This is a genomic window from Silvibacterium sp. (assembly GCF_047605705.1).
Lineage (GTDB): Bacteria > Acidobacteriota > Terriglobia > Terriglobales > Acidobacteriaceae > Silvibacterium.
The window spans coordinates 12,967-27,927 of record NZ_JASGFD010000019.1; the positions used below are offsets into that span (position 1 = coordinate 12,967).

Sequence of the window (14,961 nt, forward strand, 5' to 3'; positions counted from 1 at the left end):
CTCACGAGACGACCGCAAAGCATTCACATGAAAGCATCGCATCCGATTCAGCAGTACGACCTCGCCATCACAGGCTCCGGCTTCGCAGGAACCGTCCTCGCAGCCATCGCCCGCCGTCTCGGCCTCTCTGTCGTCCTCCTCGAGAAGCACGCGCATCCGCGCGTCGTCATTGGAGAATCCGCCACGCCGCTCTCCGCACTGCTGCTCGAAGAAATCGCCGCACGCTACGACCTGCCCGCGCTCGCTGCTTTTTCGAAGTGGGGCACATGGCAGCGCAAACATCCGGAGATTGCCGTAGGCCTCAAGCGCGGCTTCACCTTCCATCATCACGCGCCGGGCCAACCTGCCGCTTCAGGCCGCGACACACAACTGCTCGTCGCCGCAAGCCCGAACGATTCCATCGGCGACGTGCACTGGTATCGCTCCGACTTCGACCACTTCCTGCTAAAAGAAGCGATTCGCCAAGGCGCGGATTACTACGATCACGTCGAGAGTCTCACCCCGGTCTTTGACAGCGAAGGCGTCACACTTAAGGCCACGCGTCACGGCGAGCCAGTCCACATCCGCGCGCAGTTCCTTATCGACGCCACGGGCCCACGCGGCTTCCTGCACCGCGCACTCGCACTCGGCGACGCGCCACTCCCCGGCATGCCCGCCACCGAGGCACTCTACAACCACTTCACACATGCAGCAAAGCTGGAGAGTGGAGCACACGCGCGCCTGGATGGCCAGCACCCTCCCTACCCTATCGACGACGCCGCCGTACACCATCTTTTTCCTGGCGGATGGGTCTGGGTGCTGCAGTTCAACAACGGCGTCACCAGCGCGGGCGTTGCCTGCACGCGCGAAACAGCTGCGCGGCTCAACCTTCGCGAAGGCGAACCCGCATGGCATCGCCTGCTCGAAGAAATCCCCGCGCTGAAAGAGCAATTTGCGCACGCAAAACCCGAGCGAGCCTTTACACATATCCCGAGCCTGAATTTCCGGTCCGCCAATATCGTCGATCCATATGAAAGACCGCGCTGGGCGCTGCTTCCCTCCGCCGCAGGTTTCGTCGACCCGCTGCTCTCGACAGGCTTCCCGCTCACGCTGCTCGGCATCAGCCGCATCGCGCGCATCCTCTCAGGGCACGCACCGGGAGCATGGCACAAGACAGACTTCGCACAGGAGTTGCAAGCCTACGCCGCGGCCACGGATGCGGAACTCCTCGCAGCCGCGCGCCTCATCTCCGCGCTCTATGCAAATCTCAACAATTTCCCCGTATTTACCGCGCTCTCGCTGCTTTATTTCGCAGCTGTGAGCTACTCCGAGACTGCGCGCCGCCTGGGGCGCAACGATCTCGCCCCATCTTTCCTGCTCCATGATCGCGCAGGCTTCGGTCCCGCAATGAAAGCTCTCTGCGAACGCGCCCACTCCTCACGCACGCCGCAGGAATCTGTGGCCCTTCTCGATGCCATCTACACAGCCATCGGACCCATCAATGTAGCCGGGCTCGGTAATCCCGAGCGCCGCAACTGGTATCCCGTCGAAGCAGCAGACCTCTACACCAACGCCTACAAACTTGAAGCCACGCAGGAAGACATTGCGGCTTTGCTCCAGCGCTGCGGCTTCAGCTAGGCCCTATCGAAGATCCTGCTTCGCCACGATCCCTTTTCCTTCTTCCACGGTTACAAATTGGTTCGGAGCCACGTCGGCCACCGTCTCCCGGCGCCCACTCGGCCACGCAATCTCGATCTTCGCAACGTTTTTCGCATCCGGCTTGCCGAGTCCGAAGGTCAGCGGCAACTCGCTCTGCGAGAGATAGCTCGAGCCTGACTTCACGCGCTCCGTCACGCGCAGCCCGCGAGCCGTCGTCACCGTCACTTTCGCGCCAATGCCGTCTTTATTGGACTTCACACCCACCAGCTTCACACGCAGCGCATCATTCGCATTGCCATTGTCATTGCGCAACAGCTTTGCCGCGCCATTGCTGATGTTCAGCGCCAGGTCCAGGTCACCATCCAGATCGATATCCGCATAGGCCGCGCCACGCCCGACCACTGGCTGACGCAGCGCCGAACCAACCTTCGCCGTCACATCCTCAAACTTTCCGTGCCCGATGTTATGGAACAGCAGCGGAGCCTCCGCATAGCTCAACGTCGGCGTCGTCACCGCTACGTCATCGGCCACATGCCCGTTGAAGGCGAAAATATCCGGCAGCCCATCAAGATCGTAATCAAAGAAGAAGCTCGAAAAGGTCAGAGACTTCGCCGACGGCCCCGCGATCCCCGATGCATTCGCCACGTCTGAGAACAAACCGCCGCCGTCATTGTGAAAGAGCGCCATGCTCTCATTCGTGAAGTTGCCCACCACGAAGCTCTCGCGGCCCGAGCCATCATAGTCCGCCGCATCCGTGCCCATACCCGCACGCGCTTTGCCTGCATCGCTGAAAGCCACACCCGCGGCGAATCCACTCTCCGTGAACGTGCCGTTGTGATTGTTGCGGTAGAGCTTGTTTGGCTGCGTATCGTTTGTCACAAACAGATCGAGCCATCCGTCATCGTCGAAGTCCACCAGCGCCACGCCCAGTGACTTGCTCGTCGCGTCTTCGAGTCCCGCCGCCTTCGTCACATCCTTGAACCGGCCGTTGCCTTCATTGTGGTAGAGCGTAGCCGACTCGCCCTTATAGAGCTCCGGCGTGCAATACGACTTATGCGTGCCATCGAGCGAGCAGCGCTGGTCTGTCGCCACGGACCACGTCACATAGTGAGCAACATACAGATCGAGCTTCCCGTCATTGTCGTAGTCGAACCACACCGCACCACTGGCGAATCCCGGCGACGCCACGCCCGCCTTCGTCGTCACATCTGTGAAGGTGCCGTTCCTTGCGTTGTGCAGTAATCGGCCTCCGCCAACAGCGGAAATGTAAATATCGTCGTAGCCGTCGTTGTCGAAATCCCCCACCGCGCAGCCCATGCCGTAAATCTCTACATCGAGATGCGCAGCCTTTGTCACATCGGTGAACGTGCCGTCGTGGTTGTTGTGATAGAGAGCGGGCGTGGAACGCTGGCGCTCATGCCCGGGCCAGTCCTTACCGTTCACAAACAGCACATCCTGCCAACCGTCGTTGTCGTAGTCGATGAAGCACACGCCACTGCCCATCGTCTCCGGCAAATACTTTTCGCCAAAGGCCCCACTATTATGCCGGAAATGAATGCCTGCAGCAGCCGTCACATCGGTAAAACGCACGGGACCCGCACCACGCATGCGCGCTGCGCCCGTCGTGGGAGCAGACTGCGGCGTGGCAATGGGTGAGGACGCGGATGCTGGCTTATTTGAAGCAGCTACAGGTGAGGATGTTGATGGCGCCGAGGAACGCTGACATCCGCTCAACGCAACCGCAAGCGAGACAAGTAAGACAGAGAAAAAGCGACGAAGCAACAAGCGTCAGCACCTTTGTTTACAAGTTCAGTATCGTTAAGCCGCGACCGGCTCAGACGAAAGGATTTTCTTCCGCCGCGCATCCAGCCACATCTCGAGCAGCAGCGCTGGCGGCCCTACCAGGAACAGCGCGTACAGCGGCGCATAGGTACTCTGCTCCAGCCGCAGCAGCATCTCTACAATCGCCACCACGACCACCACCGCGCACTGCCCCCAGCGCGTCCGCACCGTCGTCTTCGGGTCTGTAATCATGAAGAAGATAAAGAGTTGGTACTCGGGCCCCGTGATCGGCGCAATCTCCGATTGCCATGGCTCGTGAATCATCCACGCCCGCAGCAGCGCCAGCAGCAGAAACGAGATCACGTAAGTCGCAGTGATGTGAAAGCGCCGCAGCCGCCAGATAATCGCTGAGCCCAGCAGCCAGATCACCGCCATCGCCACCAGGTTATTGCCCCATTGAATGCCGAGCATCGCCACCGTCTCCGGCAGCAGGAACAGCATCACGCAGATGGCGAAATTCGATGGGTTCCAGATGTGCCGCCCGCGCACCCGCAGCACATATTTCGACGTGATCGCCAGGGCCGCGCACACCGCGAAGGGCCAGAAAGCCGGCGTGCGCAGCAGAATGCCCACGCTGATGCCCGAGATATACGCGCTCGCCAGGTTTGGATATTTGCCGAGGAAGATCTTCCCCAGCAGCAGTTCTGTAACCACCGCGGTGGCAATTGCCAACGCCGTGCGCGAGTAGCTCTCGAGGATGCCGTAGCTCAGCTGTGCCGCCAACAGGATCACAGTAATGAACACCGGCGGCACGTAGCGATTTTCGAGCGACAGCCACTGCTTCCATAACGGCTTTCCCGCCGCCGGCGGCGCGGGCATCGCGACAGCTGCTTCACTCATAACGCATCCTCACAACTCGGGCTCTTTCACTTCGTACAGCTTGTCCGGCGAAAGGTTCTCGAGCGTCTGCACTTTGCCCGAGGGCCAGCGGATTACAGCCTTCTCGATCTTCGGATCCTTGCCGAGCCCAAAGTGTACGTGCCGATCGTTCTCCGCGGCAAAACCGCATCCGCCCGAGACCTGCTGAAACTGTTTTTGCCCATTCCAGTAGAGCTGGACCTCGGCACCGATCGCCGAGCGATTGCTCTTCGTGCCTTCCAGCGCAAACTCGATCCACCTGTTTCCCTGCGCAACCGTATTCCTGTAGATCAGCACCGGGCCGCGCTCGTTCGCCACCAGCACATCCTGCACGCCGCGATTCCACAGGTCCGCCACCGCTACCGCGCGGCCATCGTAGTCATCGCTCACGCCCACTGCTTGCGCCACATCCTCGAACTTGCCCGCGCCGTCGCTGACCCACACCTTCTTCTGCTGATAGCCCGAGAGGCTCCGCCCCTGCATCGCCGGCCAGTTCTTCGCGTCCTCAATAATCGAGCGATTCCCTCCGGCCACCTTCGCAAAGTCATACCAATAGCTCCTGCCATGGTCCAGCGAGACGTTGCCGTTCGTCAGATACAGGTCGAGGTTGCCGTCGTTATTCAGGTCCGCGAACTGCGCGCCGAAGCTCCATCCGCCCAGCTCCACACCCAGATCGCGCGCCAGGTTCTCATACTGGATGCTATCGCCCGACGTGCCTTCCTTCGGCGTCCACAGGTTGTTGCCCTGGATCAGGTACCCCTCTTCGGAGATATTGGACACGTAAACCGAATACTTACCCTGGTTAAATATGTCTCCGAATGCGACATCCATGCCGCTCTTCGGCGCGAAACCGATGCCCGTCTGCCGGCCCATCTCGCGGAATCGCTTGCCATCGTAGAAGTAAAGCTCCGAAACCCCGTAATCATTGGCGATGAATAGATCCTGATGCCCGTTGCCGAGCAGATCCGCCGCGCCTGATGCCAGAGCCCATCTTCTGCTGTCGATGCCCAGCTGCTGGCTCACCTCTTCAAACTTGCCACCGCCGAGATTGTGAAAGAGGTACTTCCGGCCACCGTTCGATGCATACTCGAAGCTGTCCGGCATCATCTTCGTCGTCTTCAGGTGCCATAGGTCCACGTCTTCGTTGTAATAGCCGCCCACAAACAGGTCGAGCTTCCCGTCGCCGTCGTAGTCGAACCACACCGCGGTATTCGCGTTGATCCACGGGGGCAGGCCTGCCTGTTCGCTCACCCGCGTGAAGCCCTTGCCGTGATCGTTATGAAAGAGCTCCGGCCGTCCCCATTTGATCAGGTAAAGGTCTTCATACCCGTCATTGTCGTAGTCACCCCATACCGAGCCCATCGAGACGCCAGTGCCCGGCTGGTTCACATCCGCGATGCCCAGTTCCGGAGCTACGTCCGTGAATGTGCCATCGTGATTGTTACGATAAAGCGCATTCTTACTGCCCTCGCGGCTGTTCGTCACATAGAAGTCCGGCCAGCCATCGCGGTTGTAGTCCACGACGGTGACCGACGCACCCATCGACGCCACATCCGGCATAATGTGCGCAAGCTTCGGATCCAGCGTCGGCGCTTCGTTCACAAAGTGTACGCCAGCCTTTTGCGAGACCTCGGTGAGATAGAAGCCGTAGCGCTCGAGCGCCGCCTGCTGGCTCAGCCGCATCCGCTCTTCACGCCGATGCGCCGCGATCCGCTTCACCAGCAGCGGCGTCACAATCAGCCCAACAAAGATGACCGCCAGCAGCAGCCTTGCAACAGGACCACGTTTCATCGTGCTTCCGAACTCCTTAACGCGTTCACAAATCTCTCCGGCGACACCCATCGTGTCTGGTATGTCTGCCAGTCCTCCGGATGATGCTTATACACCCACTCGTCCTCGAGTCGCCCAGGCGCCGCGTCATACACGGTGCGCTCGTGGTATGGCAGCGGCTGCACTGTGGATGAGAAGGTAGAGTTGTAGTCACCGTCCTTCACCCATCCATCGCCGGCGATGATGAAGTCCCGCACCCAGCCTGCGGGCGGCGCAGCCGGAGCCGCAAAGCGCAGGCTCATCTCGTCGCCCGCATTCATAATCACGTAGCGATCGTCGGTCTTCGCCAGCAACTCGCGCACATCGCCATAGCGTGTGTAGTAGCCACTCAGGTCGCGCCAGATCTGCGTCGTCGCCATCAGCCTGTCATACTCCGGCACCTCCGGCGACGAATCATTCGGCTTATCGATCGTCGAGTAGCCACGATAGTGCAGGTCTGCCGAGGTGGCTGTGAGCGGCGTCACACGCACCTGCGCCTCCGGCGCGCCCTTCGCCCACTCGATCTGATCCCAGTAAATTTCGAGATTCGTGCGCAGCCGGACTTTGTGCGGTGCCCCCGGCAGGAACACACCCGTCAGGTCGATCAGGCATGTCTTCTTACGTCCGGCGGGAAAGCCAAGATTCGCCTTCGCCACATGCCAGTGACCATCGCGATCCACTACCTCAAGGCTCAGCGCTTTCGGCGCAGGATGTGCGCCCTGCTCCATCGCCACATTCACGGACGAGTCCAAAGGATGCAACCATCCGCTGGCGATCAGGTAGAGCGGCCCCGCGTCCGGCGCGTCCTTGCCGAGATCGAGCTCAACATAGTGGTCGCGTGTCACACCCTGGTACTGACCGCGCCCAAAGGTATCGAGATACTGGCCATCGCGCGCGCGCAGCGTGGCCGTTACATCGTGCCCAAGATCATCCGTAGCCTGCGCGATCGGCTCCGGCTCGGCCGTCGCCGTCACCGCAGGCTTCACAGCGGGGACGACAAACATTTCACCTGTGAAGATTTCCGTGCCTGCCGGATGATCGACAGCCAGCAGCTTCAGATGGTCGTAGTAGTAGGTCTCCCACAGCTCGCCGGTAATGCGCAGGTCATAATTCCCGTCGCGTGCAGCAAGCTGATCGCCGCGAATCTTGTACCACTCCTCGGTCGCTGCAATGGCAGCCGTGCCTACACCGTCAATGCGCAGCCCCAGCGCCGATCCCCACGGAACCGTATCTTCGACAAACTTCATCTCCTTGCCGTCCCACGCAAAGAGGAACGGGCAGGAGCCCTTCAGCCGCTGCTCGGTGAGCACCTGCTGGTCGGCCTTGAGCGCAAACTCCGCGCGCACGCTGCCATTCGGCCAGATGATCCGCGCCACCTCCGACTGCGTGTGCGTACCGAGGCCGAAATGCAGCTGCGGCCCTGCGATCACCTGCCGCTGCGTCAGCAGGCCCGAGCGAATCTCGATATCGCCGCCGATGCCGAACGAGTTGATGCGCTGATCGCCCGTCGCCGTGCGCGCCTTCGGCCGCACCGTCTGCCAGTGATAGCGCTTCGTTCCCTGCACCGTCAGCGCGGCCGCATGACCATCCGCGGTGAGACCCAGCAGAGCCATCTGCCCGTCAGCCTTCAGATCAGCAATGCCGAAGGCCTTCGCCAGCCCCTGCGGCTGCGGCGCCGGCAGAAAATTACCATGTTCATCGCCGAGCCAGACGCGCACGCCGGCGGCATCGCCCCCCACGGGCGACAGCACCAGGTCCACCGCACCGTTATTGTCCAGGTCGGACGCATACAATCTCACCGGCCCCTGCGTTGCGGCTCCATCCGCGAGCGTAGCCGTCGTCCACTGCGCGCCCGTGCTGCCCGCGTCGTCCTGCGAGGCTGCCAGCCGCACCAGCTTGCCGTCCGGCGTGGCCACCACCAGAGACAGCGATCCGCCCACATCCGCAACAGTGACGGCCTTCGCCTCGCTCACCGGCACAGGCGTCTCCGCAAACGCGCCCAGCCGCTGATTGATGAACATGTGCAGCTTTCCGGCAGCATCGATCAGCGCCGCATCCGGCAGGCCATCGCTGTTCAGGTCCGCCCACACGAACTGCGCCAGCCCATGCACGCCCGCAAAAGGATGCAGCACCGCGAAGGTTCCGTCACCATTATTGCGAAGCACCGTCACCGGCCCCGCAGCCGTGCCCAGCACGATATCCAGATCGCCATCCGCCTCGATATCCGCGGCCCATGCGCCGGTATACGCTGCATGCAGCACCGGCTCGGGCAGCTTCGTGGCAGGGGTCACATCTGTAAATTGCGCAGGAGAATCCTGCCGGAAGAAGCGCACACCGCCCTGCCCCGCAAGCACAAGATCCGTCTTGAAGTCGTAGTTGAAGTCCACCGGCAACACGCTCTCCGGCGTGAGCACGCCGGAAGCGCCTCCGGGGAACGCCATCTGCGCGCCGGAACTCAGCGTCACAAACTGCGCATTCGCTGTCGCCGTTACCGGCGCACCCTCCCCGGTCAGAGAGATCGCGCCCGCCCACGCTACCGTGTCGCTGCCCAGCGGCTCGGCCTTCCACTGCATCGCGGTATCCGCCGGAGCAGGCTCTGCGCTCGGCGCGGCCATCTTCAGCGGACGCGTCAGCGGCTGCGCCTCGTCGCCCGGCGCGGGCTTCAGCAGCGCCAAATCCTGGCGCACCGCGGGCACCTGCATCAACACATTGCGCAAAAAGAGCGTGCGCCGCGCCGCCGGACGCACATCGGGCGCAGCCGCCGCGGCCGCAAGCAGCTTCAGCTGCGCCTGCGCATCGGCCGGCCATCCTGCAGCCTGTTTTTCCAGATCCTGCACCATCGGCCGCAGCAGCGAGGCATTCCCGCTCTTCGCGGCCACCCGCGCCAGGTCCAGCTCCGCCACCACGTTGTGCGGATACACCTGCCGGATCTGCATTAGGATGCGCGCATTCATCTGGTCGCTGCCCGCACTCCCCTGCCGCTCCACCGCCTCGCCCAGCGCATAATTCACGCGGGCGTTCTGCGGATCGAACCCCGCGGCCAGTCCGAAATCGCTGACCGCGGCCTGCATGTTGCCGCGCTCGCTCTCCAGAACCCCCAGCAGGTAGTAGACCTGCGCATTGTGCGGCGCCAGCTTTGCCGCCCGGTTCAGCCGCTCCGCCGCCACATCGAAATTCCTCTGCCGCAGCGCCAGGATGCCCCAGTTCACCCACATCGCAGGCTCGCCCGGAGCCACCGCCGCCGCATCCGACAGCGCACTCTCCGCGCGCACGTCATCGCCGACCTGCAGCGCAGAAAGCCCCACGTAAAAGTCGGAGATGGCGCGGCTGTAGCTCTCACTCCCCGGCGCAGGAACATACTTGCCGGAATGGCAGCCGATTGCCCCCAGCGCCGCACAGCAGGCAAGGGTCAACAGGGGCCGGGAGAGATTCGTGGCTGAAGTGGAGAAAGCGGAAAGACCGGGTATGCGCATCCAGTCATCCATTGTGGGGCCTGCCGCGAACCTGCGGCAATCCTCGTATGGCCCACTTTCGTTCTCCGCCTGCACTCCCGCCAGCCCCTCTACATCCGTCCCGCCACTATAGGGACCGGGTACCACGATGGTCATCCACCAAAAGGTGGAGGCGGCTCAGAGCTCAGATAAAACCATAAGTCGGACGCCCGGTCCGAGTTCCGCTTGGACGGGAAAACGGGACCTTGGATCGCGACCAAAGGCAGCGGAGGCCGAAGGCGATTCGCCATACGCGCAGTATGCATCCAAGGTGCGCAGGGAGAGTCTCAGCAATGCATGCAAAACGGGTCTTTAGCTTAGCCGCCTGTAGCCTTTTGCTCGTCGGAGCCGGCTGCCGTAAAACCAACATCGTCGACAAGACGGCCTTCGAGTCGGCCATCAACCACTACTACAGCACCTATCCGCGCTGCGTCTGGTCCAGTTCGGAGAAGCTGCCCGCCCAGGCCGACACCTCGAACGACGAGCAGACCAAGGGCTTCGACGCACTCACCGACGCCGGCCTCCTCCAGCGCAGCTCGCAGGAGAAGAAGCGGTTCCTCATCGGCTCCAAGCAGGTCAACGACTATGACCTTACCGACAAGGGCCGCTCCACCTGGACCGCCGATCAGAGCCAGCCCGGCTACGGCAACTTCTGCTACGGCCATCTCGAGGTGAAGTCCATCGATACCTACACCCCAAGCGACAACCCCGACGCCACGCAATACACCGTGAATTACCACTACGACGTGGCCTCGCTCGCCGACTGGGCCAAGTCCACCGAGATCACGACGGCCTTCCCCAAGATCGCCACCGACAGCTCGGGCCAGCAGACCGCCACCGCAACCCTGACCAAGAGCAGCGATGGCTGGCAGGTCACCAACGTGAACCCATCTGCCGCCAGCGCCCCGGCCACCAACCTGCCGCAGTAGGACTGGCCGTCCAGGCCTTTTGCCTCCGCTTCCGCTGGTCGCGATCCAGCGGGAGCGGAGCTACCTCTCTTCAGAAGTTGTCATTCCGACCGAAGCGAACCAAGTGAGCGAAGCGAAGGAACCTGCAGTTCTCTTCGCACGAACCAAGGTCGGTCTTACAGCAAGTCGGCATCGATCCTACAAACCGAATGGCCAACCCCAGGGAAGGATCCCCTCATGTCCGAACCCAAGCGGTCCGATCCTCGCTCTCATCTCCCTCTCGACATCGCCTTCTGGAATTACGACCGCACCCAGGCTCTTGCGGACGGCAGGGTGAAAATCCCCGGCGTCGACACCACCTTCCATAGCGCGAAGATCGTGACAGAGATATTCGAGGGCGCGGTCCACGGAAAATACCAGGTCTCCGAACTAGGCCTGACCTACTTTCTGCGCACCTTTCAGGGATCGCAGTCACCCTTCGTCGCCATTCCGGTCTTTCCCAACCGCGCCTTCCGCCATGCGGCCATCTACGTGAACAAGGCCAGCGGCATCCGGACACCCTCGGACCTGAACGGAAAGACCATCGGCGAGCTGGCGCTGTACAGCCACGACGCCGGCATCATGGCCAAAGGCATGCTCATGGACGAGCACGGCTTCCGGCCCGAGAGCTGCCGCTGGATCGTCGGCGGACTCGACTGGCCCATGAAGCCGATCGACTTCGTCGCGAAACCGCATCCGGAGAACGTCGCGGTCAGCGATATTGCCGAAGGCAAGGAGCTCGGAGCCATGCTCGACTCCGGCGAAATCGACGCGCTCATCTCAGCCGACAACCCGAAGTGCATCCTCGAGAACTCGCCGAATGTCACGCGCCTCTTTCCCGACTACCCCGACGTCGAGCGCGCCTATTACCAGCGCACCGGCATCTTCCCCATCATGCACACCGTCGTCATCCGGCGCGATGTGCTGGCGCAAAGCCCCGGCCTCGCGCAAATCATCTACAAGGGCTTCTGCGAAGCCAAAGACGAGGCCGTGAAGCAATACGAGTTCGGCCGCATCTTCAACAACATGGCCAACATGATTCCCTGGCTCACGCACCGTATCGACACTGACAAGGAGATCCTCGGCAGCGATTGGTGGCCGTATGGGATCGAAGCCAACCGCAAGGCCCTCGAAGCCGTCCTGCGCTACCACTACGAACAGGGCATCACCAGCCGGCGCTTTTCCCTCGAAGAAATATTCGTTCCGGAACTACTTCAAACGTAAGCGCCGATACAAAACACAGACCCGCAGGACGGGACCCCGTAGGTCCCGCCCTGCGCCAGGCTCTATCGCTTCCACTTGAACCCGTTGAACGTGAATCCAGCCTTGGCCATGAAGTTTCCGCTCCAGTCGCCGTCGGTCTGCTTCGAGGCTACATACTCCGCGGGAATCAGCTGGAAGCTGATCGTCCTCGAGACCTTGGTGTTGAAGCCGAAGCCGCCCGCCGTCGACGCCATCCAGTTCACGCCGTAGTCCTTCGAGTCGCGCACCGCGCCGCCTTCCGCGAAGACGAACGGCTGCAGGTGATGCATCGGCGCGAAGGTCCACTCCGGACCGCCCAGGAAGGCGCGCACATTCTCACCGGCATGCGCGTGATAGTTGCCCAGGTCGTCGAACTCGGCAATCGCGCTCAAGTGCTTCGTGAAATAGTACTGCGGCATCGCATACCAGCCGATCGTATAGCTGTTCGCGACCGCCGGCGTGTCCTGCAGGTCCGTCTGCAGATAGCTGAAGCCCGCGGAGAAAGCCACCGTCGGCACCGGCTGCAGCATGACCTGCTTCGGGGCAGGAGCAGGCGCCGACGTCATCTGCGCTGTCATGGTTGTCGAACTGGAAGAGTCTCCCGCTGCACTGGAATCTGCCTGCTGCGCCATGGCGGATAAGGAAAAGCATGCTGCAATCGCTGCAGCCGAAAGCATGGTGTACTTCATGGGTCCCAACCTCAGAACGCCGCGCCGTACTGCGGCGCTCGTATAAATTCACGTCCTGTTCACAGAGAGTGGGATCGCTCTCCAATGGTTGGGTATGGTTTCCCACAGGGAATCCATCATGAGTCCCACACCGATTTCCATGTAACCAAACGTCTCCTGCTGCGTCGCGCAAATCCGGCGCTCTTTCGCATCGTGTTTACGCAATGCCACACGACATCCGGAGACATCCTGCGCAGATTCCCGTCTTTACCCATATGTCTTTCGCTGTACCGCTGAGCTCTTCCGGCAATGCCTCTTCCCCTGAGACGGCCCACCGCAACGGTGGCCGCCTGCGCGACGCCCTCGAGCTCACCATCGGCTACGCCCTGATCGTCTCCGTGCTATGGACAGAGGGTCCCGCGCAGCGCGTCTGCTACTGGTCCGCACTGGTGGTCGTGCTCGGCATCAGCATCGCCCGACGCAGGCCACTGCGGGAGATGGGCTTCACACTCGGCGGCTTCCTGCGCTCGCTCTGGGTTCCCGCAGTCGCGCTCCTCCTTGCGCTGATCGAAGCCGCCGTCGCCGCGCACCTGCACACCCTCCACCGCAACGCTGTGCCCATGCTGCTGCACTTCCGCTTCGCGGGATATGCGCTCTGGGCTCTCGTTCAGCAATTTCTCCTGCAGGATTATTTCTTCGCGCGCCTGCGTCGCCTCGTCCCCGCCACGCCCACCGGCACACGAGCCGCCGCCGTCGTATCCGCCGCGCTCTTCGCGCTCGCACACCTGCCCAGCCCCATCCTTACCGCGCTCACCCTCGTCTGGGGATGGCTCTCCTGCCTGCTCTTCCTTCGCTATCGCAATCTCTACACGCTGGGAATCGCGCACGCCATCCTGGGCATCACCATCGCACTCACCGTACCCGGACGCATCGACCACCACATGCGCGTCGGCCTCGCCTACCTGCACTACCATCCGCACTGGCCGCCCTACGGCCGCATGCACGGTCCGCACGCGTCAGGTCAGCAGCCGATCCAGCTACCGCCGTTGCCCTCCGCACACTGATTCCAGGGTTTCAAAACACTGTCATTCCGACCGAAGCGAGCTGAGCGAGCGGAGTGGAGGAACCTGCAGTTCGCAAACCAGGGCAAAAAATCACGCCCGTGACCAAAGGGAGCGGAGGCCGAAGGCGATCCGCGCCACGCGCAGTGACGAAGGCGAAAAAGCCTGGACGGCCAATCCCTAGCGCAGCAGCAGGCCCCAGAGCGTGTCCACCGTGGCGTGCGTAATCGCCGATGCGCCGATCCGCCGCCTCTCCCGCCACGCCCCCCCATAAAAGACACCGGCCAGCGCCGCCAGCAGCACATACTGCCAGTTGAAGAAGTGCGTTCGCTTGTTGAAGTGGGAGAGCCCAAAGAGCGCCGCCGTCACCGCGAGCGCACCGCCGCGTCCGATCCGCCGTTCGAGCAGGTTCTGCATCCAGCCGCGAAAGAAGATCTCCTCCGGCAGCGCGATCAGCACAAAGGTAAACAGCCACATCGGCAGCGCCAACAGCGGATGCTTCGGCGGCCAGTGAATATGCAGAAATCCCAGCCAAAGCCCCAGCGGAATCGCGATCGGCGCATAAAAGCACCACTCCCGCAGGCCGGTCCTCCAATCGCTCCAGCGCAGCCGCAGATCGAAGCCTACGCCGGTAAGCCCGCGCACCACGAGGAAGCCGTACAACCCGGCATCGAGCAGCAGGATCTTGCCGAAGGCCGCAATTCCGCGAGGCCAAGCCGGCTCCAGCCATCGCAGATCCACCGCCAGCCCCAGCGCAAAGAGCACTACGAACTCGAGCCAGTGCCCGCGCTGCTGCGGATCGCGCCGCGCCACCCACTCCAGGCAGCACGCCACCGCAACCGGAGCCAGCAGATACACCGCGAACCATGACCATCCGAACACGCCCGCAGGCACAGCCACCAGGAGATAAGGAATCGCCAGCACCGCCGGCAGCAGCATCCGCAAAGGCAGGGAAGAAAGCCGCGCGCGCAGCCGCGCCACACCTGCCTCACCCGCGAAACCGAACCAGAACAGCGGGGCCAGCGCCAGGATCGCCGCGCTCAGAACAACAGGATGAAGCCAGGGACTCGTCACGTCCCGATCATAAGATAGGCAGCCCCCATGTCCCCTTCTTGACTGCGTGTATCCACCTGTCGCTCTCAACACTCCGGACGCCACGGACTGCTGCATCGCATGGCCGAACTGGAGCTCCAGATCCCCATGCAACAGCTGGAGCCGCTCTACGAAGCCTTCCTTCATCTTGCCGAAAGAAAGAAGCACGTGAGCGACAGCGACCCGGTGAGCCGGGCGCACAAGCTGGGTATTGCGGATGCCCATGCAGCAGGTCTTTCACCAGACCACCGGTAATCCGGACCCCGTCCGCCGCAGCTGGCTCGATACACTCGATATCTCCCGGCTTGCCACC

General features: G+C 62.2%; 11 protein-coding genes. 5 read left to right on the top strand and 6 right to left on the bottom strand.

All coding sequences use genetic code 11. The features are described 5' to 3' along the window. The first annotated feature begins 27 nt into the window (after nt 1–27). Nucleotides 28–1,617: an NAD(P)/FAD-dependent oxidoreductase gene (locus QM649_RS08920; protein WP_415198682.1), complete on the top strand. Its 1,590-nt coding sequence runs from the start codon at nt 28–30 to the stop codon at nt 1,615–1,617. Nucleotides 1,618–1,620: 3 nt separating this feature from the next. Here the strand turns inward: QM649_RS08920 and QM649_RS08925 are convergent, their stop codons facing one another. From QM649_RS08925 to QM649_RS08940, 4 genes are all read right to left on the bottom strand, one after another. Next, nucleotides 1,621–3,246 (bottom strand): CRTAC1 family protein, encoded by a 1,626-nt coding sequence (locus QM649_RS08925; protein ID WP_415198683.1) that lies wholly within the window; start codon nt 3,244–3,246, stop codon nt 1,621–1,623. A gap of 210 nt (nt 3,247–3,456) precedes the next feature. Beyond that, a complete protein-coding gene (locus tag QM649_RS08930) occupies nt 3,457–4,320 on the bottom strand; it encodes a hypothetical protein (protein WP_415198684.1) in 864 nt (287 codons plus the stop codon). Between the two features lie 9 nt (nt 4,321–4,329). Next, nucleotides 4,330–6,129 (bottom strand): CRTAC1 family protein, encoded by a 1,800-nt coding sequence (locus QM649_RS08935; protein WP_415198685.1) that lies wholly within the window; start codon nt 6,127–6,129, stop codon nt 4,330–4,332. After that, nucleotides 6,126–9,755 (bottom strand): FG-GAP-like repeat-containing protein, encoded by a 3,630-nt coding sequence (locus QM649_RS08940; RefSeq protein WP_415198686.1) that lies wholly within the window; start codon nt 9,753–9,755, stop codon nt 6,126–6,128. Before QM649_RS08940 ends, QM649_RS08935 begins: the two co-directional genes overlap by 4 nt. Before the next feature lie 218 nt (nt 9,756–9,973). On the opposite strand from QM649_RS08940, the gene QM649_RS08945 reads away from it, so the two are divergent. Continuing rightward, nucleotides 9,974–10,567 (top strand): hypothetical protein, encoded by a 594-nt coding sequence (locus QM649_RS08945; protein WP_415198687.1) that lies wholly within the window; start codon nt 9,974–9,976, stop codon nt 10,565–10,567. A gap of 216 nt (nt 10,568–10,783) precedes the next feature. After that, nucleotides 10,784–11,809, top strand: a complete 1,026-nt coding sequence (locus tag QM649_RS08950; protein ID WP_415198688.1) for a 4,5-dihydroxyphthalate decarboxylase — start codon at nt 10,784–10,786, stop codon at nt 11,807–11,809. 62 nt (nt 11,810–11,871) lie between these two features. Here the strand turns inward: QM649_RS08950 and QM649_RS08955 are convergent, their stop codons facing one another. Continuing rightward, nucleotides 11,872–12,504 carry a hypothetical protein gene (locus QM649_RS08955; protein WP_415198689.1) on the bottom strand — a complete coding sequence of 211 codons (633 nt, stop codon included), beginning with the start codon at nt 12,502–12,504 and terminating at the stop codon, nt 11,872–11,874. A 266-nt stretch (nt 12,505–12,770) separates the two neighbouring features. Between QM649_RS08955 and QM649_RS08960 the strand changes: the two genes are divergently transcribed. Beyond that, on the top strand, nt 12,771–13,559 hold the full coding sequence (locus tag QM649_RS08960; RefSeq protein ID WP_415198690.1) for a CPBP family intramembrane glutamic endopeptidase: 789 nt from the start codon (nt 12,771–12,773) through the stop codon (nt 13,557–13,559). A gap of 177 nt (nt 13,560–13,736) precedes the next feature. Here the strand turns inward: QM649_RS08960 and QM649_RS08965 are convergent, their stop codons facing one another. Then, a complete protein-coding gene (locus tag QM649_RS08965; RefSeq protein ID WP_415198691.1) occupies nt 13,737–14,630 on the bottom strand; it encodes a type II CAAX prenyl endopeptidase Rce1 family protein in 894 nt (297 codons plus the stop codon). A gap of 99 nt (nt 14,631–14,729) precedes the next feature. Between QM649_RS08965 and QM649_RS08970 the strand changes: the two genes are divergently transcribed. Further along, nucleotides 14,730–14,903 (top strand): hypothetical protein, encoded by a 174-nt coding sequence (locus QM649_RS08970; RefSeq protein WP_415198692.1) that lies wholly within the window; start codon nt 14,730–14,732, stop codon nt 14,901–14,903. Nucleotides 14,904–14,961: the final 58 nt, after the last annotated feature.